The sequence below is a fragment of the Coprococcus sp. AF102-57 genome, assembly GCF_027686195.1.
Classification (GTDB): Bacteria; Bacillota; Clostridia; order Lachnospirales; family Lachnospiraceae; genus Allocoprococcus; species Allocoprococcus comes.
Genome location: NZ_JAQCSY010000030.1, coordinates 12,373 through 36,136 on the forward strand (window position 1 = coordinate 12,373; position 23,764 = coordinate 36,136).

The window sequence follows — 23,764 nt, forward strand, 5'->3', positions numbered from 1 at the left end:
CAAGTACTTTAAGGCCTTGATCCAAAAGGATTTAAGGCTTTGACAAGTCCGTGGACAGTTCTTTTTCTTCCCTGGAAGATCATGGAAAACTTTTCTACAGCGGGCTGATTTTCTTCTGAATGATCTCGATCGTATTTCTCAAAGTCTCATCTTTTTCCACATCCCGGGCAATCTTGTCCACACCGTGGTTCACAGTGGAATGGTCACGCCCTCCGAGCAGATCACCGATACTTTGAAGAGACGCATCCGTCATCTGCCTGCACAGGTACATCACGATCTGTCTGGCTCCGGCCGTTCTTGCATTTCTCCGACTTCCCTTAAGTTCAGAGACGGGAACATTAAAATGATCGGAGACAACATCCAGAACCAGCTCCGGCGTCACCTTGTGGCTATCGTCCGGTGCGATCATATCCTTCAGTGCCTCTGCCGCCAGAGAAACATCAAAATTCTTTCTTCCACCGATCCGGTATAATGCGATCAGCTTGTTAAGTGAGCCTTCCAGTTCCCGGATATTGGTCTTGATGTTCATCGCAATATACTGGATCACCTCATCTGGAATCTGATATCTTTCCAGTTGGTCCAGTTCTATTTTCTTATAAAGAATCGCCATACGTGTCTCGTAATCCGGCACCGAAATATCTGCGATCAGTCCCCATTCAAATCTTGTCCGCAGACGCGCCTCCAGTGTCGTCATATCCTTTGGCGGTTTGTCGCTGGAAATGACGATCTGCTTTCCGGCATTGTGCAGATGATTGAACGTATGGAAAAATTCTTCCTGTGTACTTTCTTTGCCGATAATGAACTGTACGTCATCGATCAGAAGTACGTCATTATTGCGGTACTTATCGCGGAATGCATTCATCGCCAGATCGTTGCCGGTCTTTCCGTTGCGGATCGCCGTGATCAGGTCATTGGTAAATGTCTCACTTGTCACATACAGGACTTTCTTCGATGGTTCCCGGTCCAGTATGTAGTGTGCGATCGAATGCATCAGATGGGTCTTGCCAAGTCCTACCCCACCATATAAAAACAGAGGATTGTAAACCTCACCGGGAGATTCGGCAACTGCCAGTGATGCGGCATGTGCAAAATTATTATTCCCTCCTACCACAAAGGTATCAAACGTATACTTCGGATTCAGATTCGCTTTTTCAGCTATCGGGCTTACCTCTTTATGCTTATGTGTCTTCTCTTTTACGGGCGCAGTCTTCTCCAGATATCTGCGCTGCTGCTCGCGCGGCAGATCTCTGGGAATAAACTTAATCTGATACTCTGTCCCGGTAACTTCCGCGATGCATACTTTAAGCGGAAGAAGATATTTATTCTGAATGTGTTCGATGCTCGCCTTAAAATTAACGGTAAGATACAGAGTGTTGCCTCTAATCTCATATACCTCCAGCGGGCGTATCCACGTTTCAAAAGAAATGTTCGATAGAAAATATTCTACTTTTAGCTTTTGAATGATCTCTTCCCATTTTTCTTTTATGACGTCCATATTCCTGCCCCATTCATCTTCAAAATAAGCATAATCATACTCTTATATTCTACCTTAAAACGATTTCAGAATCAATCAAAAACCATAAACTTATTCATAATTTCCTTAAAATAAGGGTCGAAACTTTATTAAAACTGCTTGACGGAGACAGCTTTTTTGATTATAATGAAGTACGATGTCTTAAAAACGTAAATAAGCTTCTATTCATATAAGAAGGAATCGATAGGAGGTGGATATCAATGAAGATGACATTCCAGCCAAAGAAACGTTCCAGAGCGAAAGTTCATGGATTCAGAGCAAGAATGGCCACAGCAGGTGGAAGAAAAGTTCTTGCAGCAAGAAGAGCAAAAGGAAGAAAAGTATTATCAGCATAGGTCACATATATGTGGCCTTTTCTTCTATGCAAATTTATGTAAATCGGGAGAATAAAGTATGAAATTTTCCGAATCATTGAAGAAAAACAGGGATTTCCAGTCTGTATACAGAAAGGGAAAACCTTATGGCAACAAGTACCTTGTAATGTATCTCCTGGCGAATGATCTCGGACGCAACCGCGTCGGAATTTCCGTCAGCAAAAAAGTTGGGAACAGCATCATAAGACATCATTTAACAAGGCTGATCCGTGAGAGTTACAGGTTACACGAAGAACAGTTCCAATGTGGATATGATATCGTGATCATCGCAAGGACGACCGCCAAAGACCGGTCATACCATGAGATTGAAAGCGCTCTCATCCATCTGGGCAAACTTCATCACATTTATTCGGACTGCAATTAGCCAGTTCAGTATATCGAGAAGACGGATATACACTACGAGGCACTGAAATTATGAAAAAGATATTATTATATTTGATTCGTTTTTACAGAAAATATTTATCACCTATGAAGGTATATACCCACTGTATTTACATTCCAACCTGCTCAGAATATGCTTTGGAGGCCATTGAAAAATACGGTGCGTTTAAAGGAGGCCTTCTGACCGTATGGAGAATCCTCAGATGCAATCCATTCGCCAAAGGTGGATATGATCCGGTGCCTTAACTAACCTATGAGCCGTCCAAACACCGGGACGGAAATGTTTATGGAGGAAAGGTTATGACAGGAATTTTAATGACACAGGTCAGCACACCGATCATCGGACAGGCTGCCTGGCTGCTCGGTAAGATCATGGATGGTATTTACCGGGTAATGGATTTAATCGGCATTCACAACCTGGGTGTATGTATTATTCTTTTGACAATTGTCATCTACACTTTACTGATGCCGCTCACCATCAAGCAACAGAAATTTTCCAAGATGTCCGCTGCAATGAACCCTGAGCTCCAGAAGGTTCAGCAGAAGTACAAAGGAAAAAATGATCAGGCTTCCATGCAGAAGATGCAGGAAGAAACACAATTGGTTTATGAAAAATACGGAGTATCACCGACCGGCGGATGCTTAAGTATGTTTATCCAGTTCCCAATTCTCTGGGCAATGTACTATGTAATCCGCAACATCCCTGCTTATGTTGGGCAGGTTAAAGCGGTATACACACCGCTTCTTACCTCTATCATGGCACAGGATGGATGGCAGAAGGTCATGGAAAAGATCGGCGAAGCAAAACCGATCCTTATGTCCGCCTCCAAATATGATTACTCTGATAAAAACGTACTGATCGACGTACTGTACAAATTCCAGACTTCAACCTGGGAAACTCTCGGCAAGAAGCTTCCGGATCTGCAGCCTACGATCGACAGCACCGTCGATACATTAAAGTCCATGAATAACTTCCTTGGACTTAACATTGCGGAAACTCCTATGAACCTCATTAGCAACGGTGTAAAAGCCGGCGCATGGGGAATTGTGATCATGGCAGTGCTAATTCCTGTCCTTTCAGGACTTTCCCAGTACCTGAGCGTGAAGCTTTCTCAGCAGACAACTGCAGTTACGAACAATCCGCAGGCTGACCAGATGGCTTCAACCATGAAGACAATGAACGTTACCCTTCCTCTTGTATCTGTATTTATGTGTTTCACATTACCTACAGGTCTTGGAATCTACTGGGTTGCAAGTGCCGTTGTCCGTATGGTACAGCAGTTCTTTATCAACAAACATCTGAATAAGATTCCGATGGATGAACTGATCAAAGAGAATATGGAAAATGCTGCTAAAAAACGCAAGAACAAAAACGAAGTGGATGCAAGCAATGTAAACAAAATGGCTCATAAGAACGTGAAAAACATTCATGAGCCGGTAAGAACAGCTGCTCAGACAAAAGAACTTGAAGAAAAGCTTGAAGAAGCCAAGAAGAAAAATGAAAATGCAAAGGCAGGAAGTCTTGCAGACAAAGCAAACCTTGTAAAGCGCTTTAACGAAGGCCAGAAATAGGGGGACAAGTCAAATGAATGAGATTACAGTATCAGCAAAAACTTTAGACGATGCCATCACAGAAGCTTCTATCCAGCTCGGCGTAGCAAGTGATCAGATGGAATATGACGTGATTGAAAAAGGAAGTGCAGGCTTCCTCGGAATCGGAAGCCGTCAGGCAGTTATCCGTGCCCGTATCAAAAAAACTGTAACAGAAGAAATCAAAGCCGAAGAAATCAAACCGGAAGAGATCAAAAAAGAATTCAAGAAGGATTTCCGAAAAGACCGCAAGGAATTCGTTGGACACAAAGAACGTAAAGAGCACAAAGAATACAAAAAAGATTCGAAAAAGGACTTCAAAAAGGAGCCTAAGAAAGAATTTGTAAAAGAAAACAAAACAGAAACAGTCTCTGCCGTAACAGCAGCAGCTCCGGTTTATGAAGAAAAGAAAGAACTTCATGTAGCCGTTGTAACAGAAGCGACACAGAAGATCTGTGAGAAATTCTTACAGGAAGTTCTTCAGGCAATGGGAATGGGCGAAGTAACTATCGTATCCTCCATTGATGAAGAAGGTGCTCTTGCAATTGAGATGAGCGGTGACAACATGGGTATCCTGATCGGTAAGCGTGGACAGACATTGGATTCTCTCCAGTACCTCACCAACCGTGTAGCCAACAAGTCACAGGATGGTTATGTACGTGTCAAACTTGACACAGAAGACTACCGCAAGAGAAGAAAACAGACTCTTGAAAATCTCGCAAAGAATATCGCTTACAAAGTAAAACGAAGCAGAAAGCCGATCTCACTGGAGCCGATGAATCCTTATGAAAGAAGAATCATCCATTCCGCTCTGCAGGCTGATGACAGAGTTTCTACTCATAGCGAGGGTGAAGAACCATACAGACGTGTTGTTGTAACACCGAACCGCCGTTAAACAGTAACGCAAATTGGTTGCATACACCGTTATAACTGAATCGTTCACAGTAAACCGCAGTCATTTAATGGCTGCGGTTTTTTTACTGTTCACTCCCGTGTCAATCACTACGCTGATTGGCACGGAGGATGTACGTTTTATCTTAAATGGCATCTCGCCCATCGCCAAAGGCGATTTAAAATGACGAGATGCGTTGCTGGTCACAGGTACTGTGAACAGTAACGCGGTTTTTTTCTACTCTTCACAATAGGCACTTCCATTTTGACAGCTTTCGGGGTAAAATGATAACATCGCATTTATTACAAAAGTATAGAAGGAAGCAATAAAATGGGATTTAAAACAGACACAATCGCAGCAATCTCCACAGCAATGACTAATTCCGGAATCGGAATCGTGCGTCTCAGCGGAGAAGATGCGTTTTCTATTATTGACAAAATTTACAAAGGCAAAAGACCGAAGCTTCTGTCCGAACAAAAAAGTCATACCATTCACTATGGCTATATCATGGACGGAGAGCAGACGATTGATGAAGTGCTGGTTCTTTTAATGCGTGGGCCGCACAGCTACACCGGTGAAGATACTGTGGAAATCGACTGTCACGGCGGTGTATTTGTCACAAGAAAGATACTTGAAACCGTGATCAAATACGGTGCAAGACCTGCTGAACCGGGTGAATTTTCCAAAAGGGCTTTTCTGAACGGCCGAATGGATCTGTCACAGGCCGAAGCCGTGATCGATATCATCAGCTCCAAGAATGACTATGCACTACAAAGCTCGGTAAACCAGTTGAAAGGCTCTGTCCACAATAAGATTAAAGAAATCCGTGAAGTAATCCTTTACCATACCGCTTTTATCGAAAGTGCACTGGATGATCCAGAGCATATCAGCGTAGACGGATATGGTGACAGTCTCCTGGGCATCGTAAAGGATCTGCAGCAGAAAATCCAGTGTCTTCTGGATACTGCCGATGACGGACGTATCATCAAAGAAGGCATCAAGACGGTTATCGTCGGGAAACCGAACGCCGGGAAATCCTCTCTGATGAACGTTCTGGTAGGCGAAGAAAAGGCAATCGTAACCGAGATTGCCGGAACCACAAGAGATGTTCTGGAGGAAAATATCCAGCTTCAGGGCGTTTCTTTAAACATCATGGATACCGCCGGAATCCGCGATACCTCTGATATCGTAGAGAAGATCGGTGTGGATAAAGCAAAAGAAAATGCAGAAAAAGCCGATCTGATCATCTATGTGGTCGATGCATCCAGACCTCTTGATGAAAATGATCACGAGATCATCGAGATGATCCGGGATAAGAAAGCTGTGATACTACTGAATAAGAGTGACTTATCCACAGTTGTTGATAAAAAGGCATTAGAAACGTTGATAACTAAGCCAATGATCGATATTTCCGCAAAAGAGGAGACCGGGATCCATGAACTGGAATCTACTTTAAAAGAGATGTTTTATCACGGTGATATCTCATTTAACGATGAGGTTTATATCACCAATATCCGACACAAAACAGCTCTTGCCGATGCACTTTCCAGCCTAAAAAAGGTAGAAGAGAGCATTGAAAACCAGATGCCGGAAGACTTTTTCACAATTGACTTAATGGATGCATATGAATCTCTGGGAAGCATTACCGGAGAGACGATAGGAGAAGATTTAGTAAATGAAATATTCAGCAAATTCTGTATGGGAAAATAAAGACGCATACGACATCGTTGTAGTTGGTGCGGGACATGCCGGCTGCGAAGCTGCCCTTGCCTGCGCAAGACTCGGTCTGAAAACGATTGTTTTCACCGTAAGTGTAGAAAGTATCGCCATGATGCCATGCAACCCGAATATCGGCGGTACCTCAAAGGGACACCTGGTACGTGAGCTGGATGCGCTCGGCGGTGAAATGGGAAAGAACATCGACAAGACATTTATTCAGTCAAAGATGCTGAATAAATCTAAAGGGCCTGCCGTTCATTCCCTGCGCGCCCAGGCAGATAAGAACAAATACAGCAATACCATGCGACAGACGCTGGAAAACCAGGAGAACCTGGAGATCCGGCAAGGTGAAGTCGTCAATATCCTTGTGGAAGATGGTTCTGTAACGGGCGTTCAGACCTATTCTGGTGCTATATACCGCTGCAAGGCCGTTGTACTGTGTACCGGAACCTACCTAAAGGCAAGATGCATTTACGGTGATGTCAGCACGCATACCGGTCCAAACGGGCTGCAGGCAGCAAATTATCTGACCGACTGTCTGAAGGAGCTTGGTATTAAGATGTACCGCTTCAAAACCGGTACACCGGCACGTATCGACAAGCGCAGCATTGATTTCAGCAAAATGGAAGAGCAATTCGGCGACGAGAGGGTCGTACCTTTTTCGTTCACAACGGATCCAGAAGATGTGCAGATTGAGCAGGCTTCCTGCTGGCTTACCTATACCAATCCTACAACCCATGAGATCATCCGTAAAAACCTGGATCGTTCCCCACTTTATTCCGGTATGATCGAAGGCACCGGACCACGTTATTGTCCGTCTATCGAGGACAAGATTGTAAAATTTGCCGATAAAGAACGGCATCAGGTGTTCATTGAACCAGAAGGTCTGGAAACCAATGAAATGTACATCGGCGGAATGTCAAGTTCACTTCCAGAGGATGTTCAATATAAAATGTACAGAAGTGTGCCTGGTCTTGAACACGCAAAAATAGTTAAAAATGCTTACGCAATCGAATATGACTGTATCGATGCAAGACAGCTTCATCCGACACTTGAGTTCAAATCTATTCATGGTTTGTTCAGCGGTGGTCAGTTCAACGGAAGTTCGGGATATGAAGAAGCAGCCGCTCAGGGACTTATTGCCGGAATCAATGCCGCACTGGAGGTTCTTGGAAGAGAACAGTTAATTTTAGACCGTTCCCAGGCTTATATCGGTGTTCTGATCGATGATCTGGTTACAAAAGAAAGCCACGAACCATATCGTATGATGACTTCACGTGCCGAATACCGGTTACTCCTGCGCCAGGACAACGCCGATCAGAGACTAACCGAAATAGGGCACAAAATAGGGCTTATTTCAGACGAGAGATACCAGATGTTGTTAGACAAAGAAGAAATCATCCGCAAGGAGATCCACAGGCTCGAGCATACCAACGTTGGAACTTCCCAGGAAATCACGGATTTTCTCACAAATTGCGGCAGTACGCCTCTTACTTCAGGATCTACACTTGCTGAGCTTATTAAGCGTCCTGAGCTCAATTATGAGCTTCTCGAACCTATCGACCATATGCGAACAGAACGCTTCAGCCGAGAGATTGTGGAACAAATTGATATCAACATCAAATATGAAGGCTATATCAAGCGCCAGTTAAAACAGGTAGAACAGTTTAAAAAGCTTGAAACCAGGAAAATACCGGCAGATATCGATTACGATGCTGTTCCGAGCCTGCGAATCGAAGCTGTGCAGAAATTAAAGCAGTTCCGACCGCTTTCCATCGGTCAGGCATCCCGTATTTCCGGTGTCTCACCTGCCGATATTTCTGTATTACTGGTATATCTAGGACATTAGACCACCAGATAACCAGACCTGTATTTTGATCTTTTTTGGGATATTACAGAATCCATTATTTCTGGTTTCTGTTTTTCCCTTTATATAGATGTGTACTTTTGAGGGCATCACCCAAAAAGTACACATCTATTTTCAAAGAAATGGTTTTATCGTGTACTTTATAGGGCAAAAAGTATGTTTTTCATCTTTTCGTATACCTTTTAGGTGCATGATTGTATTTTTTTAAAAACATTATCACTTTATCGTGTACCTTTAAGGTGCTATCTTCTCAGAAATTGTGTACCTATTTGGTGCAAAACAGTGTAAATTACTGTTTATTTTCCGCAAAGATGTGTACTTTTAGGGGAAAAAGGAGCAATATGAGTAAAAAATTTGAGCAACAGCTTGCAGAATTAGGTATCACATTAACGCAGACCCAGTTTAATCAGTTTGATAAATATTACGAAATGCTGGTGGAATGGAACAAGGTTATGAATCTCACCGGTATCACCGAGTACGAAGAAGTAAACGAAAAACATTTTGTCGACAGCCTTGCATTAGTAAAGGTCCTGGATATCAGTAAAGTTCAAACCGTGATCGATATAGGAACAGGCGCCGGATTCCCCGGAATTCCTTTAAAAATCGCCTTTCCGCACCTGAAAATCACGTTGCTTGACTCTTTAAATAAGAGAATCCGTTTCCTTAACAGTGTAATTGAAGAGTTAAATCTTACGGATATCCATACAATCCACGGCAGAGCAGAAGATTTTGCCCGTCAGGCAGACTACAGGGAACAGTTTGACCTCTGTGTTTCACGTGCAGTGGCCAATTTATCTACATTATCCGAATACTGCCTCCCTTATGTAAAAGTTGGTGGATTCTTTGTTTCTTACAAATCCGGTGATATTGTCGATGAACTTTCCGCTGCAAAAACCGCAGTACATGTCCTTGGAGGTACACAAAATAAACCAGTTGTATTCCAGCTTCCAGGCAGTGATATTAGCCGTTCATTTGTAAAGATCAAAAAAATCAAGCCTACCGGGAAGAAGTTTCCTCGAAAAGCAGGACTTCCTTCCAAAGAACCTATCCACGGATAAACAGCTATACATACCTGTAGTCTGTATATGCCGCAATAGAAATTGAACTATTTTTTCTTTACCTTGAACTTCTGCTATTAGTTCTTTTTATAATAGTTCAATTTTAATTGTTATAGTTTATTCTATTTTGTATTTTTGATAGTTCAATTTTTTGTATGCATTGAAAATGTATTTTTATTTTTTGTATGCAGTTCTGCCAGAAATTTGTTTTCCTATTTCATTTCAAAAAGCGGGTAAGTTCAATTTTTTACCCGCTTAAAATCTGATTTTTTATTTTCATTTAGCTTGATTATTTCTGCAAAAAGCCCAATAATCATCCTTCTGTTTTGTTTTTCAGAGAAAGACAATTTCCATAGAAATTCCCAGAGTTGCATGTCGGTTTTCATGGTGTTCATGAGCAGAATAAGTACCAGTTAAGTACCAGTTCTGTTTGCTATTAGATAATCGCAAAAGTTGATCAAGAGCCATATATAGCCAAATGCGGGATGTACACCGAAGTGTACATCCCGCATTTGGCTATAATGTGTACCTGAACGTACTTTATATTATTCAGCAGAGAAAAGGATATCCAGCTGTTCTGCGAATCCTTCCGGTTGTTCAATTTGTGGAAGATGTCTCGTATCCTTTATGCACATGTATTCTATAGCAGGTACATGCTTCTGATATTGTTTAGCAATCTCAATACTGTTTTCATCATATTGTCCAGAGATAATGCAGATACTATTTGTCGCCTTGCGAATACAATAATAAATATTTGTCTTTGTATATCCACCTTTGATGCTTGCAAACAAATATTTTGAATGTGCGTTTTCATTATGAGCAGATTCATGGTATATCTTCGTCATCTGATAATCTATCGTATCTTCGTCATACAGATACTTATCCACAATTTTTTCATCAATCGCTTCTCTTGAATGAATAATGTTGTACAGTAGCGTACCAATAATCGGTATTTCGATAAGGAACTTCAGCGTCTTGGTTCTCTTATTCGGACATTTTGCAAGTTCCGTAAGTGACAGTGGATTCACCATACAAATCTTTCCAATCACGTTTTCATCATTTCCGCATGCCATAACTGCAATAGCAGCCGATTCTCCCGTAGCCACAACATCTGCCTTTTCGCCAATGATATGTTTAATAAAATCCGTCAGCATTTGCACATAAAGAAAATTAGTATAAGTAATATTTGGTTTTTCAGATCGTCCACAGCCTAGCAGATCCACGGTATAAACAGTATACTTTTCTGCAAGAATTGCCGCTACTTTTTTCCATTCTACGCCAGAGCTTTCTGCATCCAAATCATGAAGTAGCAGTAGTGGTTTACCATTTCCCTGTTTTCTATAATAGATTTTTCCAAATCTCCAGTCATAATAGTTTCCCTCAGATGAGTTTAACAAACTGTCTTTTGTTGCCATTTCTATAAGTATTTTATTTATCAGATGGATTGTAATCGCACCAAGTGTTGCTAAAATCGCGCAGCTTTTCAATTTATTTTTCATCGTCAATTGCTCCCTTCTCCGAATCATTTTTGTCCAGATTCAGCAAGATTATACTCGCAAATAATATCTGTTTTTGTATAATATTTTACCTTGCGGCTTATAGATAAGTATACCATAATCTCCTCACAGTTTAAAGATTTACATCATGTTATTGTTCCTTGGTTTTCGACAAAATGTTTCACGTGAAACATTTTATCTCTCCTTTTTCAGCTGCTCATAGCCAAATATATTTTCATTTATCTAAAATATTTTTCATACATTTTTATATTTCACTTTATGTAGAATGTTTCACGTGAAACATTCCCGCATTTATAAAAAATGCCGAAATAAATGTTTCACGTGAAACATTTAGTAGATTTAGATAAAGTTTAGTGTTACAATTATATCTAGATGTAAATAAAACTTCATATATATTTGCACACTATTAGAAAGGAGGTAATTGCAATGGGACGAATAATTGCCGTTGCCAACCAAAAGGGTGGCGTTGGAAAAACTACAACAGCGATCAATTTATCCTCGTGTTTAGCGGCGAAAGGGCAGAAAGTTCTCGCAATCGACATGGATCCACAGGGTAATATGTCCAGCGGTCTTGGTATAGATAAGGATAATGTTGACTATACTGTATATGATCTTTTAATTGGCGAAGCCACTATAGAGCAAGTGTTACACAAAGAAGCAATTGAAAATCTCGACGTAATTCCCGCAAACATTGATCTATCTGGCGCCGAAATAGAGTTACTCGAGACCGAGAACAAAGAATACATTTTAAGAGATGAGGTGCTTAAGATAAGAAGTAATTACGATTACGTCATTATCGACTGCCCACCTTCACTTAGTATGCTGACAATCAATTCAATGACTACAGCAGATACAGTATTGGTTCCAATTCAATGTGAATACTATGCACTAGAAGGATTGAGCCAGCTGATTAAAACAATCGAGCTTGTAAAAGAAAGATTAAATGAAAATCTTGAAATGGAAGGTGTTGTATTTACTATGTATGATGCCAGAACCAATCTTTCTCTTCAAGTTGTTGAAAATGTAAAAGATAATCTTGATCAGACAATTTACAAAACTATCATTCCACGTAATATACGACTTGCAGAGGCCCCAAGTCATGGCTTGCCAATCAACTTATATGATCCTCGTTCAACAGGAGCTGAAAGTTATATGTTATTAGCAGATGAAGTAATTCATAAAGGAGAAGAGTAAGCATGACAGCAAAACGAGGCGGACTTGGAAAAGGTCTGGATAGTTTAATCAAAGAAAACAAAACCGCAAAACATACTGCACCAGCTAAAAAAGAAGTAGTGAATGCCGGTCCAATCATGATGAAGATCAATGATGTGGAGCCAAACCGTGACCAGCCAAGAAAACATTTTGAGGAAGATGCTCTCTTGGAACTTGCTGATTCAATCAAACAGTTTGGAATCCTTCAGCCTCTGATTGTTCAGAAGCGGAACGATTACTACGAGATCATCGCCGGCGAGCGTCGCTGGCGTGCAGCAAAGCAGGCCGGTATCAAAGAGGTCCCTGTTATCATTAAAGAATACACGGATCAGGAAATCGTTGAGATTTCTCTTATTGAAAATATTCAGCGCGAAAATCTGAATCCAATCGAAGAAGCGCAGGCATACAAGCGTCTGCTAAATGAATTCAGTCTGAAGCAGGACGAGGTAGCTGAGCGCGTTTCAAAGAGCAGAACTGCTGTAACAAACTCCATGCGTCTTCTAAAGCTGGACGAGAGAGTACAGCAGATGATCATTGATGACATGATTTCAACCGGGCATGCGCGTGCTCTTCTTGCAATCGAGGATAAAGAACAGCAGTACATTCTTGCCAATAAAGTATTTGATGAAAAGCTCAGTGTCAGGGATACCGAAAAACTTGTCAAAGAACTGAAAAAGCCAAAAAAAGAAAAAGAAAAGCCTGTTATCCAGAATGCGTTTGTATATGAAGATCTGGAGGAACGTATAAAATCAATCATCGGTTCCAAAGTCCATGTCAATCATAAAGCAAATGGAAAAGGCAAAATTGAAATTGAATATTATTCGGACAACGATCTGGAACGTATATTTGAATTGTTAATGTCAATACAGGAAGGAGAATAATATATGGAAAGTAAAATTCTAAAGTCACTTGGAATTGATCCGGCGTATATATTTCTTTTTCTTATCATGCTGATCATATTGATGTTTCTTCTTTATATTAATGTTAATATGAAATACAACCGTCTGAAATCAAGCTATAACGTATTCATGCGCGGACAGGACGGTAAAACGCTCGAAGAAAGTTTCAGTGCAAGATTCGATGAACTCGACGAGCTTTCCAACATTGCCCACGAAAACAAAGCGGACATCCGCATATTGTATCGCGCGTTGCGAAGCAGCTACCAGAAAGTAGGTATTGTCAAATACGATGCTTTCGGTGAAATGGGTGGAAAACTCAGCTTCGCTCTCACAATGCTTGACAACGACAACAATGGATGGATCCTCAATTCCATGCACAGCAGAGATGGCTGTTACACCTATATAAAAGAAATTGTGCGTGGTGAAAGTTACATTGAACTCTCTGAAGAAGAGGCCGAGTCACTAGATCAGGCCGTTTACCAGGAAATGTATGATCCGGATGTACAGGATGCGATCAAACCACAGTAATTTGCCTGAATCCCTTGATAATCCTCAGGTGATAGAATAAGATGATGTAAGTGGAAAAATTTACTTTTGCCACTCACATCATAAGATATAAAAATAAAGGAATAAGACAGGAGAACAATTATGTTAGATATTAAATTTTTAAGACAAAACCCAGATGTTGTAAAAGAAAACATCAAGAAAAAATTCCAGGATGAAAAGCTTCCACTTGTAGATGAAGTAATTGAGCTTGACAAGAGAAACCGTGAAATCAAAGGTGAAGTAGAAGCACTCCGTGCTGAGAAAAACAAAGTTTCCAAAGAAATCGGTGCATGCATGGCTCATGGTGAAAAAGAAAAAGCAGAAGAGCTTAAGAAAAAAGTTCAAGAAAACGCTACCCGTATGGAAGAACTTTCTGCTGAAGAAAAAGAAGTAGAAGCAAAAATCAAAAAAGATATGATGGTTATCCCAAATATCATCGATCCATCTGTACCGATTGGTAAAGACGACAGCCAGAATGTTGAAATTGAAAAATTCGGCGAACCGGTTGTTCCGGACTTTGAAATTCCATACCATACAGAAATTATGGAAAAATTCAACGGAATCGATCTTGAAAGTGCAGGAAAGGTTGCCGGAAATGGTTTCTATTATCTGATGGGAGATATTGCACGTCTTCACTCAGCAGTTATCTCTTATGCACGTGACTTTATGATCGATCGTGGATTCACATACTGTATCCCGCCTTTCATGATCAGAAGCAACGTTGTTACAGGCGTTATGAGCTTTGCCGAAATGGATTCTATGATGTACAAAATTGAAGGCGAAGACTTATATCTGATCGGAACCAGCGAGCATTCTATGATCGGTAAATTCATCGATACCATGCTTGATGAAGCTGAGCTTCCAAAGACACTGACTTCTTATTCTCCATGCTTCCGTAAAGAAAAAGGTGCTCATGGAATCGAAGAACGTGGTGTATACCGAATCCATCAGTTTGAAAAGCAGGAAATGATCGTTGTATGCAAACCGGAAGAAAGCAAAGAATGGTATGATAAATTATGGAAAAACACTGTTGATCTGTTCCGTTCTCTTGATATCCCGGTTCGTACACTGGAATGCTGTTCAGGTGACCTTGCCGACCTTAAAGTAAAATCTTGTGACGTAGAGGCATGGTCTCCAAGACAGAAGAAATACTTTGAAGTAGGAAGCTGCTCTAACCTTGGTGATGCACAGGCAAGACGTCTTGGCATCCGTGTAAAAGGAAGCGACGGAAACAAATACTTCGCACACACACTGAACAACACAGTGGTAGCTCCTCCGAGAATGCTGATCGCATTTCTCGAGAACAATCTTCAGGCAGACGGTTCTGTCCGCATTCCTGAAGTACTTCGTCCATACATGGGCGGTAAGTCTGAAATCAGATAGAAAACGAGGTAAATTTTGCATAAATATTTAAACGCTATCGGATTCCACGATATCGCATCTGAACGCGAATGGTATCAGATTCTTCTTGAATCCGAAAAGAATTTTTCCGGATATGACCGTATTGCCTTGGACGAACACACAGATCTCTGTGAGCTTCGCAGGGAATACGGCAACGGAATAGGCATTTCTTCCTACGGCTTTATCGATGAAAATGATGAAGCGTTCCGCAGAGAATGCTATTTCCCATATTTTTCAGGCAGTGGAGTCAGCTCTTATGCTGATATTGCAGTAGAACAGAAAACCTTCTCACCGACCTATGTTGGTGTCTGCGAGGATGTAAAGCTCGGCTGCAGTATCATTTTCCATATTCAAAACGGAATGGAATACATAAAAGAAGCCACTCTCGGCGGTCTGAACAAAAGTTCAATCTCTGTAACATTTTCCGGGCTTGCCTTAAGTGGGAAAATTTTGCTTCCGGTCACAAAGGATACAGGCGCTGCGGACAAGAGAGCGGAAGAGCTCCGCAACCGGATGATGCTCATGAGCGCAGCAAAGGAAGGGAATCCCGATGCCATTGAAAGCCTTACGCTTGACGACATCGACACCTATGCCGCAGTATCAAAAAGAATCCGTGGGGAAGATATTTACAGCATTGTCGATACACATTTTATGCCATCTGGTCTTGAATGTGACCAGTATGCGATCCTTGGTGAGATTCTGAATATCGATACCATTGAAAATCTTCTTACTGGGAAAGAACTTTATGTTCTTACAGTTGAAACCAATGAGCTTCAATTTGATGTATGCGTACCGGTTGAAAAGGTAATTGGCGAACCGGCAATTGGAAGACGGCTGAAGGCACAAATCTGGCTGCAGGGGCATATTAATTTTTAGGAAAGATTTTTGACTTATATAAAAAGCATGACCAAATTTCTTTTAATTGAAAATTAGTCGTGCTTTTTTGTATATGTGTTTCAGAACATTCGGCTTTACATAAAAAAGTCCTGTAAAAGCTATTTCACATATCAGATCCCGCTCTGTTACCTCACCATGATCATCCTCTTAGAAAAGCATTTGACATTTTCATGTTCAAACGGTATGATATATGTATATGTTCTATTAGTCAAATGAATATAAGAATCGTCTCCTAAGAGAAAGCCGAGGCATTCCCCAAAGGGAAAAATGAAAAACAACTTTCAGTTCGAATCTATTCTGAAAAATGTCAAAGGTGACAACAAAGCATTCCCCAAATTGGGGAACGTTCTAATGTTACCAACTCGAAAAAATCTGTAGATTGACAACTCGAAAATGAGTTGATAATCTTATATATGGCCGAAGGGAAAAATCCCAGAAACCCAGTAAAATCAAGGGTTTACGGCATGTGTCGTCATAGCTCAGCTGGATAGAGCACTCGCCTCCTAAGCGAGGGGTCGGAGGTTCAAATCCTCTTGGCGACGGGCTTCAAAGCGTTCGAAAATGTTAGCTGGATTAGCTGACAACGAACGCTTTTGTTATTTTCTAATCACGTTCGTGACACAAAATTCCATTCAAAATGATCAATTTCCAGCTAACGCAATCCGATTTTTGTTAGCTGACAGCTAATCAAAATTACCGGTTTGCAAACATGGGTTTTAGGAAGTTCAGCTAACATTTGGGTTCCGCTCTGTTGTCACCCCTTATTCGGGGATGTAAATCAGAGAAAAGGCGGGAAAAGAAACCATCTCTCTGAAACCTGCAAACATTAATTAGCTGAAACAGTATACAATTCTATTAGCTACAGCTAATGGTCAAACAGCAATGTCTGTTTGGAACTTTACCTAAAACAAAAGTTCCAGGCAGGCATTTTTTATATCCTGAATCCTGGAGGAAAGGAGTCAAGATGACTGAGCCAAACAGACAATCAGAAGCAAAAGAAGAAAGAATCATAGAAATTGAGATTGAGCGTCTTCGTCCTTTTAAGAAACATCCCTTTCAAGTAAAAGATTGTCTGCATCGACATCCTAAATTTTTTTCTGGATTTGAGATATGATATAGGAAAATAACACTAGCCATGATAGAACAGGTACATATCTGGATACCGTAGCAGCATCCACTGATCAAGCAGAACTGAAAACAGTACAGGACTTTCTGGATCGTATTGAGAATCAGAAATTGTATCATGTGCTGATCACCGTGGACAGGCTTACCCTTCAGATCGTTCTGATGAAGATCCAGGGGTATAGCACTCATGAAATAGCCAGGTATCTGAAGATTACCGAAAAGGCGGTTTACAGGCATATGGACAGGCTGAAAGAAAAAGTGAAGAAGATCTTCGAGTAGTTCATGATAATCACAAAGCAGGGTGTGAGAACAAACTCCACCCTGCTTATCATTTATTAGAAAAAATGAAACTTTTGTCAAAACCAGTATTTAAAAATTTTATCAGTAATAAAGTGCAGAATGCTGTTTGGATTGCTATTTTTATGCAACTATTTCTTGTTGCTCTTGACAAAATCTTTTTTAAAGATTAAAATTATAACAGTGTTATATAGCACTGTTATATAGGAGGTGTGCAAAATAAACGGAAATGGAACGACTTTAGAAAATATCCACCGGGCAGCGAAAGCAGAATTTTTAGAAAAAGGATATAAAGACGCTTCCCTGCGGAATATTGTGAAATCCGTGGGAATGACTACCGGAGCCTTTTACGGATATTATAAAAGTAAAGAAGAACTTTTTGAAGCCATCGTTGGTGAGCATTACGAATATATTCTCAAACGTTTTATAAAGGCACAGCAGGAGTTCGCCGAACTACCAGCTGCCCAGCAGCCGGAAGTCATGAGTGACATTTCGGGGCTTTGTATGTACGATATGCTCCATTATGCGTACGAACATTTAGAGGAATGTAAACTGATCCTCTGCTGTTCGGAAGGAACAAAATTTGCCGGGCTAATTGATGAAATGGTGGAGATTGAAGTGGAAGGGACTCATGCCTATCAGGAGGTTTTAAGGAAGCTTGGAAGGCCCTCTCCGCATATCGATCCTTCGCTGGAGCATATTCTGATCACCGGAATGTTTCATACCTTTTTTGAATTGATCATCCACGAAATGCCGCTCAAAGATGCCGAAAACTACGTCAGAGAAATGCGCACCTTTTATACAGCGGGATGGATGAAAATTATGGGGCAGTAATGCCTTATAATTTTTGCTTGATAGTTAGCTGAAACTAATCTAAATTCGGATATTGTAAGAACATAGATGTGTTCTCTTTATCATAAACACAAAGAAAAGGAGGAATTTTTTTGAAAAAGCAATCCAATTTATCACGCCTGCTGGAAATTGCAGGCAGCCATAAGTACCTGACCTATGCTTCCTGGGTGCTTTCTGCGATCAGTGCCCTGATTGCTCTGGTACCATTCTATTACATCTGGAAAATGATCAAGGAAGTATTGGAGGTGGCACCGAATTTTGACCAGGCACAGAACCTGACCGGTAATGGCTGGATGGCAGTATTGTTTGCGGTTATAGCGGTGCTTGTCTACATAGCAGGGCTGATGTGTTCCCATTTGGGAGCATTTCGTATTGCCACAAACCTGCGTATCCAGACCATGGAGCACATTGTTAAGTTGCCTCTTGGGTTTGCCGAGAGTTTTGGCAGCGGAAAACTGCGCAAGATTGTCAACGAATCCAGCGCAGCCACCGAAACCTATCTCGCCCATCAGCTTCCCGACAGAGCCAATGCCATTGCAACCCCCTGCGGTCTTTTGGTGCTGTTGTTCGTGTTTGACTGGAGACTGGGACTATTGAGTCTTGTTCCGGTTGTGCTGGGGGTTCTGATCATGATGGCAATGACCGGAAAGCAGATGCAGGAAAAGATGAAAGAATACCAGAATGCGCTGGATGATATGTCCAATGAAGCGGTAGAGTATGTCCGTGGAATTCCGGTGGTAAAAACCTTTGGCCAGACGATCTTTTCCTTTAAGAAGTTTAAAGACTCCATTGACCGGTATAAAGTATGGGTGATTGCTTATACCAGGCAGCTTCGGACACCGATGATGTTCTATACAGCTGCGATCAACGGCGTTTTTGCCACACTGATTGCCGGAGGACTGTTGCTTACGCAAGACGGTGTAACTTCCGGTTTCTTACTGGATCTTATTTTCTATATCATCATTACACCGGTTATTTCTGTCACACTGACACGCATTATGTTCCAAAGTGAAAACGCCATGATCGTAGACGACGCTTTACAGAGAATTGACAGCGTTTTGCATTTGAAGCCTCTGGAGGAAACGAAACATTCAAAGCATCCTCAAAACGCTTCCGTGGAACTGAAATCGGTTCATTTCAGCTATGATGGAGAAAAAGAAGTATTAAAAGATATTTCACTGACCATTCCTGCAGGACAGACGGTAGCTTTTGTAGGTCCATCCGGCGGTGGAAAAACAACCCTTGCCAACCTGATTTCCCGATTCTTTGATCCCCAGAGCGGAATGGTAAAAATCGGTGGTGTTAATGTGAAAGACATCCCGAAAGAGGAACTCATGAACACGGTGTCTTTCGTATTTCAGAACAGCCGTCTGATCAAGGCATCTATTCTGGAAAATGTGCGTATGGGAAAACCGGAAGCTACCCGTGAGGAAGTTCTGACTGCCCTTCATCACGCGCAATGCGATGATATTCTGGAAAAACTCCCACAGGGTGTGGATACGGTCATCGGTACAAAGGGTGTCTATCTTTCCGGCGGCGAGCAGCAACGAATTGCCATTGCCCGTGTGATGCTGAAAAATGCTCCGATTATCATTCTGGATGAAGCCACTGCCTTTGCTGACCCGGATAACGAAAGCCGCGTACAGGCTGCTTTCTCAAGACTTTCCGAGGGTAAGACAGTGATTATGATTGCCCACAGGCTTTCTACCGTAACAAATGTGGATCAGATTTTTGTCATTTGCGACGGACGGGTTGCCGAGTGCGGAAACAGTCGCGAATTGCTTGCAAAAGACGGTATATTCAGCCGTATGTGGAAAAATTACCAGACTTCCGTGCAATGGAAGGTAACAAAGGAGGTGCAGTGATATGATCAAAAAACTGCAGAAAAAATATGCCCTGTCTGAACAGGGAGCAAAAGACCTGATCAAAGGCTGCCTGGCCTGTGTCCTTCAGAATCTGTCTTTTATGTTTCCGGTGGGACTTTTATATTACCTGGTCAGCGATCTGATGAACGGGGGTGTTCCCGGCGAGAAAATTCCATTTTATGTGGCAGGCTGCGTGGTGTGTATCGGCTTGATTCTGCTGACCACTTTCTTTCAATACAATGCGACCTATTTTGCCACTTACAAAGAAAGCGGTATCCGCCGCATTACCCTGGCAGAGCATCTGCGCAAAATCCCCCTTTCCTTTTTCGGGAAAAAGGATTTAGCCGATCTTACCAGTACCATTATGGCGGATTGCACCTTCCTGGAGCAGAGTTTTTCGCATTTTATCCCTGAGCTTGCAGGTTCGATCATTTCTACAGTTCTGATTTCCATCGGTCTGCTCTTTACGGACTGGAGAATGGCACTGGCTGCCTTATGGGTTCTGCCGGTTGCCTTTGCGATTGTGGGATTTTCCGCAAAGATTCAGGAAAATCTGAATCAGAAAGCGATGGATGTGAAGATGGCCTGCGCAGACGGGATACAGGAGTGCATTGAAACGGTTCGTGACCTGAAAGCGAACAACGCGGAGCAGGCATATCTAAAAGGTCTGGAAAAGAAGATCCGTGCCGTGGAGCATCGTTCCATCCTCAATGAATTCGGCCTTGCTGTTTTTGTGGTTTCCGCATCGCTGGTGCTGAAGCTTGGTATTGCAACGGTTGCGCTGGCAGGAGCTGTTCTGCTCATGCAAGGAAGCCTCTCCGTGCTTACATTCTTTATGTTCCTTCTGGTAGTATCCCGTTTATATGACCCTCTGCAGGGCGCACTCCAGAATCTTGCGGCAGTCATCAGTACACGAACCAACATTGCCCGTATGAATGAAATTCTCGATCATCCGATCCAGCAGGGCAGCGACAGGCTTTCCAATCAGGGGTATAATATTGTCTTTGACCATGTTGGGTTTGCCTACAATACCGGAGAAACCGTATTGAAAGATGTTTCCTTTACAGCAAAACAGGGAGAGGTTACGGCTTTGGTCGGCCCATCTGGCGGCGGAAAAACAACCGTATCCCGGCTGGCAGCAAGGTTCTGGGATATTAACAGAGGAAAGATTACCGTGGGAGGCATGGATGTATCCCGAATTGACCCGGAAACACTGCTTTCTCTGTATTCCATCGTATTCCAGGATGTTACACTGTTTGACAATACGATTCTGGAAAATATCCGAATCGGAAACAAAGACGCCACAGACGAACAGGTCATTGCTGCTGCGAAACTTGCCAATGTGGATGAATTTGCGGAAAAACTGCCGGATGGATGGCATACCAATATCGGGGAAAATGGTTGTGAACTTTCCGGCGGAGAGCGCCAGCGTATCTCTATTGCCCGTGCATTTCTGAAAAATGCGCCGATCATTCTTTTAGATGAAGCTACTGCTTCCCTGGATGTGGAGAATGAAACTCTGATACAGACAGCCCTTTCCCGTCTGATCGCAGATAAAACGGTTCTGGTCATCGCCCACAGGATGCGTACCGTAGCAGGAGCAGATAAAATTGTTGTCCTTTCTGATGGCACCGTGGCAGAAGAAGGATCACCAAAGGATCTGGAAGAAAAGAATGGTGTATATGCCCATATGGTAAAACTGCAGACAGAAAGCCAGAATTGGAAACTTACATAAAGAAAAGGGAGGGCTGGTTATGCAAACATTAGGCGTTGTGGAGGATACCCTGTTTGTCCCTATGCTGGGCAGAATCTATGCCAGTGAGCATTGCCCACAAATTTTATATGATAAAAAGGCGTTGGAATTGAAAAATAGGCTGCCGTTAGACTTGATTGAACAGAATATGCAGAACCAGTATACCCTTTTGGCCTCTGCTTCCCGGTCTGCTAATATGGATCGGATTATTCGGGCTTTTCTGGAACGCAGACCGGACGGTGTGATTGTCCAGCTGGGCTGTGGTCTGGAGACAACCTATCACCGATGTGATAACGGAAAGACACACTGGTATGCCGTGGATCTACCGCATGTGATAGAATACCGGCGAGATCTTCTTCCCGAACCAGAGAGGGAATTATATATTTCCGGGGATGCCTTTGCAAAGGATTGGATCAAAAAAGTTCGCAATGATGTACTTGATACTCCTATTCTCGTTACTGCAGGCGGATTATTTCATTATTTTGAGGAACATAAGGTCATTGCCCTTCTGCGTATGATTGGGCAATTTGGAAATATGGAAGTTGTTTTTGATACGGTGAACAAAAGAGGCATGACCATGATGAAGAAAAAATATATGAAACAGGTCGGCCATGCCGATGCACAGATGTTCTTTTATGTGGATTCCGCGGAAGAACTGGCAGCAAAAATCGGGGATAATGTGAAAGTGATTACGGAAGAACCATACTATCGTTACATCCCTAAAAACAGTTTAAAGCTATCCACAAAGGTCAGTATGGCAGTTTCTGATCAATTCAAGATGGTAAAGATGATTTGTTTAAAAACCTAAGATTTTTTAACATAAAATAATTTTTGCAAGTGCAAAGAAATAAATCAACGCTTGAAAAAGGAGTAAATAATATTTGATATGCAATAATCATTATCTTAATAAGCTCTATAATGATTTAGTAACAAATTCTCCTAAAATAATTTCAATGAACATTCCCTCTGATATTTGACAAAAGGCGGTTTACAGGCGTATGGACAGGCTGAAAGAAAAAATCAAAAAAATATTTTAATTATGAGGGGAAATTCATAGTTTCCCATTGGCGACAGGGTGAGAGGACGAAATCCTCCACCCTGTTTTCCTTTGTGTGGCGTAAACAGGATTGTTCCTTGACAACCGAATAGTCATTCGCCAAATACTTCCTCTTTGTGATTGTGATGAGCATAAGCGTGCGGAGCAGTACGCCAAGACCTGCCGACAAGCAAATAGCGATGAAAGGTGGTGAGCGAGCCTATACTGACTCCAAATATCGGGTAGCCCTCGGTTTCGCCATAACCCACAAAGAGCATAATGGTACTCCCGTCCAGTCACAGTCCGAGCGGTATCCAATCCGCCGCAGGCAATGAGGGCGGCTCTGGCAGACCGTCAGTTGGGGTGAAACTCCCGTGGAGTCAGTTCGCTGCTGACCGTTTGGCGACTTCTCTGCGCTTTTGCGCATTTGCATTTCGGGGTGTCGAGGACAAATAGAAATGCCATGATCATAAAGCCAGATATAAGGTTATCACTGAGAACAGAGCTTTGTTTTATATGCTCCCGACCTCAAAAAGCCTTTCGTCTGGCTTATTACATAGACAGAAACCGTATGTCAAATATAGATTAGAGGGCATTCAAATGAAAAGAACTGTCAGGCGTGGAGATATTTACTACGCAAAACTTGATCCGCATATCGGCTCTGAACAGGGCGGCACAAGACCTGTCCTCATTCTTTCCAATGATACAGGAAACAGGTTCAGCCCTACGATACGTTAACAGAGCATATGTGGTTTTGGTTTTATAAAATGTTGTTCTGTAGGCAGAGGAATAATTTTACCACCACAGGAAGAGCACTTGCATATATCTTTATTGTAAAGAAGACAGATAATGGAAGGTGCATCCATATCTTTCAGTTTGGAAATATATTTTTTGCAGCCAAGGATGTTTCTGCATAGGGCAATCTTTTTCTTCTTATTTCTGGATGAAA

General features: G+C 42.0%; 21 protein-coding genes, 1 tRNA gene and 2 pseudogenes. 21 read left to right on the forward strand and 3 right to left on the reverse strand.

The features are described from left to right. Nucleotides 1-94: 94 nt before the first annotated feature. Entirely contained in the window at nt 95-1,495 is a 1,401-nt protein-coding gene (gene dnaA / locus PGZ10_RS14955) for a chromosomal replication initiator protein DnaA (protein WP_173826453.1), read from the reverse strand. 239 nt (nt 1,496-1,734) lie between these two features. Here dnaA and rpmH point away from each other — a divergent pair, with 239 nt between their 5' ends. The 8 genes from rpmH to rsmG all read left to right on the forward strand — a co-directional run bounded on the left by rpmH (nt 1,735) and on the right by rsmG (nt 9,415). Next, nucleotides 1,735-1,869 carry a 50S ribosomal protein L34 gene (gene rpmH, locus PGZ10_RS14960; RefSeq protein WP_022220244.1) on the forward strand — a complete coding sequence of 45 codons (135 nt, stop codon included), beginning with the start codon at nt 1,735-1,737 and terminating at the stop codon, nt 1,867-1,869. 58 nt (nt 1,870-1,927) lie between these two features. Further along, a complete protein-coding gene (rnpA, locus tag PGZ10_RS14965) occupies nt 1,928-2,272 on the forward strand; it encodes a ribonuclease P protein component (protein ID WP_008371385.1) in 345 nt (114 codons plus the stop codon). A gap of 50 nt (nt 2,273-2,322) precedes the next feature. Then, on the forward strand, nt 2,323-2,535 hold the full coding sequence (yidD, locus tag PGZ10_RS14970) for a membrane protein insertion efficiency factor YidD (protein WP_008371384.1): 213 nt from the start codon (nt 2,323-2,325) through the stop codon (nt 2,533-2,535). A gap of 54 nt (nt 2,536-2,589) precedes the next feature. Beyond that, nucleotides 2,590-3,861, forward strand: a complete 1,272-nt coding sequence (locus PGZ10_RS14975; RefSeq protein ID WP_117559189.1) for a YidC/Oxa1 family membrane protein insertase — start codon at nt 2,590-2,592, stop codon at nt 3,859-3,861. Nucleotides 3,862-3,874: 13 nt separating this feature from the next. Continuing rightward, nucleotides 3,875-4,774: an RNA-binding cell elongation regulator Jag/EloR gene (jag, locus tag PGZ10_RS14980; RefSeq protein WP_117559191.1), complete on the forward strand. Its 900-nt coding sequence runs from the start codon at nt 3,875-3,877 to the stop codon at nt 4,772-4,774. 327 nt (nt 4,775-5,101) lie between these two features. Next, nucleotides 5,102-6,481 carry a tRNA uridine-5-carboxymethylaminomethyl(34) synthesis GTPase MnmE gene (mnmE, locus tag PGZ10_RS14985; RefSeq protein WP_270541730.1) on the forward strand — a complete coding sequence of 460 codons (1,380 nt, stop codon included), beginning with the start codon at nt 5,102-5,104 and terminating at the stop codon, nt 6,479-6,481. Continuing rightward, the gene (gene mnmG, locus PGZ10_RS14990) at nt 6,447-8,339 is read left to right on the forward strand and encodes a tRNA uridine-5-carboxymethylaminomethyl(34) synthesis enzyme MnmG (protein WP_117824055.1); all 1,893 of its coding nucleotides are present in this window, start codon (nt 6,447-6,449) and stop codon (nt 8,337-8,339) included. Before mnmE ends, mnmG begins: the two co-directional genes overlap by 35 nt. A 359-nt stretch (nt 8,340-8,698) precedes the next feature. Continuing rightward, a complete protein-coding gene (rsmG, locus tag PGZ10_RS14995; protein WP_270541731.1) occupies nt 8,699-9,415 on the forward strand; it encodes a 16S rRNA (guanine(527)-N(7))-methyltransferase RsmG in 717 nt (238 codons plus the stop codon). A 545-nt stretch (nt 9,416-9,960) separates the two neighbouring features. Here rsmG and PGZ10_RS15000 read toward each other — a convergent pair. Then, a complete protein-coding gene (locus tag PGZ10_RS15000) occupies nt 9,961-10,914 on the reverse strand; it encodes an alpha/beta fold hydrolase (protein ID WP_270541732.1) in 954 nt (317 codons plus the stop codon). A 444-nt stretch (nt 10,915-11,358) separates the two neighbouring features. Between PGZ10_RS15000 and PGZ10_RS15005 the strand changes: the two genes are divergently transcribed. The 13 genes and pseudogenes from PGZ10_RS15005 to PGZ10_RS15065 form a co-directional block, all read left to right on the forward strand. Continuing rightward, a complete protein-coding gene (locus PGZ10_RS15005; protein ID WP_117824052.1) occupies nt 11,359-12,126 on the forward strand; it encodes a ParA family protein in 768 nt (255 codons plus the stop codon). Nucleotides 12,127-12,128: 2 nt separating this feature from the next. Continuing rightward, nucleotides 12,129-13,025 carry a ParB/RepB/Spo0J family partition protein gene (locus PGZ10_RS15010; RefSeq protein ID WP_117836218.1) on the forward strand — a complete coding sequence of 299 codons (897 nt, stop codon included), beginning with the start codon at nt 12,129-12,131 and terminating at the stop codon, nt 13,023-13,025. A gap of 3 nt (nt 13,026-13,028) precedes the next feature. Continuing rightward, on the forward strand, nt 13,029-13,571 hold the full coding sequence (locus PGZ10_RS15015) for a DUF4446 family protein (RefSeq protein ID WP_008371363.1): 543 nt from the start codon (nt 13,029-13,031) through the stop codon (nt 13,569-13,571). 120 nt (nt 13,572-13,691) lie between these two features. Then, nucleotides 13,692-14,972 carry a serine--tRNA ligase gene (serS, locus tag PGZ10_RS15020; RefSeq protein ID WP_117559203.1) on the forward strand — a complete coding sequence of 427 codons (1,281 nt, stop codon included), beginning with the start codon at nt 13,692-13,694 and terminating at the stop codon, nt 14,970-14,972. A 15-nt stretch (nt 14,973-14,987) separates the two neighbouring features. Then, the gene (locus tag PGZ10_RS15025) at nt 14,988-15,866 is read left to right on the forward strand and encodes a DUF3881 family protein (RefSeq protein ID WP_117824049.1); all 879 of its coding nucleotides are present in this window, start codon (nt 14,988-14,990) and stop codon (nt 15,864-15,866) included. 489 nt (nt 15,867-16,355) lie between these two features. Further along, nucleotides 16,356-16,429: transfer RNA gene (locus tag PGZ10_RS15030), tRNA-Arg, on the forward strand. A 422-nt stretch (nt 16,430-16,851) separates the two neighbouring features. Further along, nucleotides 16,852-17,001, forward strand: a complete 150-nt coding sequence (locus tag PGZ10_RS15035; RefSeq protein ID WP_270247071.1) for a hypothetical protein — start codon at nt 16,852-16,854, stop codon at nt 16,999-17,001. Nucleotides 17,002-17,132: 131 nt separating this feature from the next. After that, the gene (locus PGZ10_RS16965; RefSeq protein ID WP_004611461.1) at nt 17,133-17,291 is read left to right on the forward strand and encodes a sigma factor-like helix-turn-helix DNA-binding protein; all 159 of its coding nucleotides are present in this window, start codon (nt 17,133-17,135) and stop codon (nt 17,289-17,291) included. 228 nt (nt 17,292-17,519) lie between these two features. Next, complete coding sequence (locus PGZ10_RS15045; protein ID WP_270541733.1) at nt 17,520-18,143, forward strand: TetR/AcrR family transcriptional regulator; 624 nt, start codon at nt 17,520-17,522, stop codon at nt 18,141-18,143. A 110-nt stretch (nt 18,144-18,253) separates the two neighbouring features. After that, entirely contained in the window at nt 18,254-20,026 is a 1,773-nt protein-coding gene (locus PGZ10_RS15050; RefSeq protein ID WP_270541734.1) for an ABC transporter ATP-binding protein, read from the forward strand. A 1-nt stretch (nt 20,027) separates the two neighbouring features. Continuing rightward, nucleotides 20,028-21,761, forward strand: coding sequence for an ABC transporter ATP-binding protein (locus PGZ10_RS15055; protein ID WP_270541735.1), 1,734 nt, complete (start codon nt 20,028-20,030; stop codon nt 21,759-21,761). 19 nt (nt 21,762-21,780) lie between these two features. Beyond that, nucleotides 21,781-22,587 carry a class I SAM-dependent methyltransferase gene (locus tag PGZ10_RS15060; protein WP_270541736.1) on the forward strand — a complete coding sequence of 269 codons (807 nt, stop codon included), beginning with the start codon at nt 21,781-21,783 and terminating at the stop codon, nt 22,585-22,587. Between the two features lie 828 nt (nt 22,588-23,415). Next, nucleotides 23,416-23,547: pseudogene (locus PGZ10_RS15065) on the forward strand (type II toxin-antitoxin system PemK/MazF family toxin); the annotation flags it as partial. A gap of 2 nt (nt 23,548-23,549) precedes the next feature. Here the strand turns inward: PGZ10_RS15065 and PGZ10_RS15070 are convergent. Next, nucleotides 23,550-23,764 (reverse strand): annotated as a pseudogene (locus tag PGZ10_RS15070) (IS91 family transposase); the annotation flags it as partial.

Excerpts from the sequence above, each read along its gene's own strand:
- mnmE (WP_270541730.1), top strand. The coding sequence starts at position 5,102 with ATGGGATTTAAAACAGACACAATCGCAGCAATCTCCACAGCAATGACT.
- rpmH (WP_022220244.1), top strand. The coding sequence starts at position 1,735 with ATGAAGATGACATTCCAGCCAAAGAAACGTTCCAGAGCGAAAGTTCAT.
- PGZ10_RS15015 (WP_008371363.1), top strand. The coding sequence starts at position 13,029 with ATGGAAAGTAAAATTCTAAAGTCACTTGGAATTGATCCGGCGTATATA.
- rsmG (WP_270541731.1), top strand. The coding sequence starts at position 8,699 with ATGAGTAAAAAATTTGAGCAACAGCTTGCAGAATTAGGTATCACATTA.
- PGZ10_RS15005 (WP_117824052.1), top strand. The coding sequence starts at position 11,359 with ATGGGACGAATAATTGCCGTTGCCAACCAAAAGGGTGGCGTTGGAAAA.
- PGZ10_RS14975 (WP_117559189.1), top strand. The coding sequence starts at position 2,590 with ATGACAGGAATTTTAATGACACAGGTCAGCACACCGATCATCGGACAG.
- dnaA (WP_173826453.1), bottom strand. The coding sequence starts at position 1,495 with ATGGACGTCATAAAAGAAAAATGGGAAGAGATCATTCAAAAGCTAAAA.
- serS (WP_117559203.1), top strand. The coding sequence starts at position 13,692 with ATGTTAGATATTAAATTTTTAAGACAAAACCCAGATGTTGTAAAAGAA.
- rnpA (WP_008371385.1), top strand. The coding sequence starts at position 1,928 with ATGAAATTTTCCGAATCATTGAAGAAAAACAGGGATTTCCAGTCTGTA.
- yidD (WP_008371384.1), top strand. The coding sequence starts at position 2,323 with ATGAAAAAGATATTATTATATTTGATTCGTTTTTACAGAAAATATTTA.
- mnmG (WP_117824055.1), top strand. The coding sequence starts at position 6,447 with ATGAAATATTCAGCAAATTCTGTATGGGAAAATAAAGACGCATACGAC.
- PGZ10_RS15035 (WP_270247071.1), top strand. The coding sequence starts at position 16,852 with ATGACTGAGCCAAACAGACAATCAGAAGCAAAAGAAGAAAGAATCATA.
- jag (WP_117559191.1), top strand. The coding sequence starts at position 3,875 with ATGAATGAGATTACAGTATCAGCAAAAACTTTAGACGATGCCATCACA.
- PGZ10_RS15055 (WP_270541735.1), top strand. The coding sequence starts at position 20,028 with ATGATCAAAAAACTGCAGAAAAAATATGCCCTGTCTGAACAGGGAGCA.
- PGZ10_RS15000 (WP_270541732.1), bottom strand. The coding sequence starts at position 10,914 with ATGAAAAATAAATTGAAAAGCTGCGCGATTTTAGCAACACTTGGTGCG.
- PGZ10_RS15060 (WP_270541736.1), top strand. The coding sequence starts at position 21,781 with ATGCAAACATTAGGCGTTGTGGAGGATACCCTGTTTGTCCCTATGCTG.
- PGZ10_RS15010 (WP_117836218.1), top strand. The coding sequence starts at position 12,129 with ATGACAGCAAAACGAGGCGGACTTGGAAAAGGTCTGGATAGTTTAATC.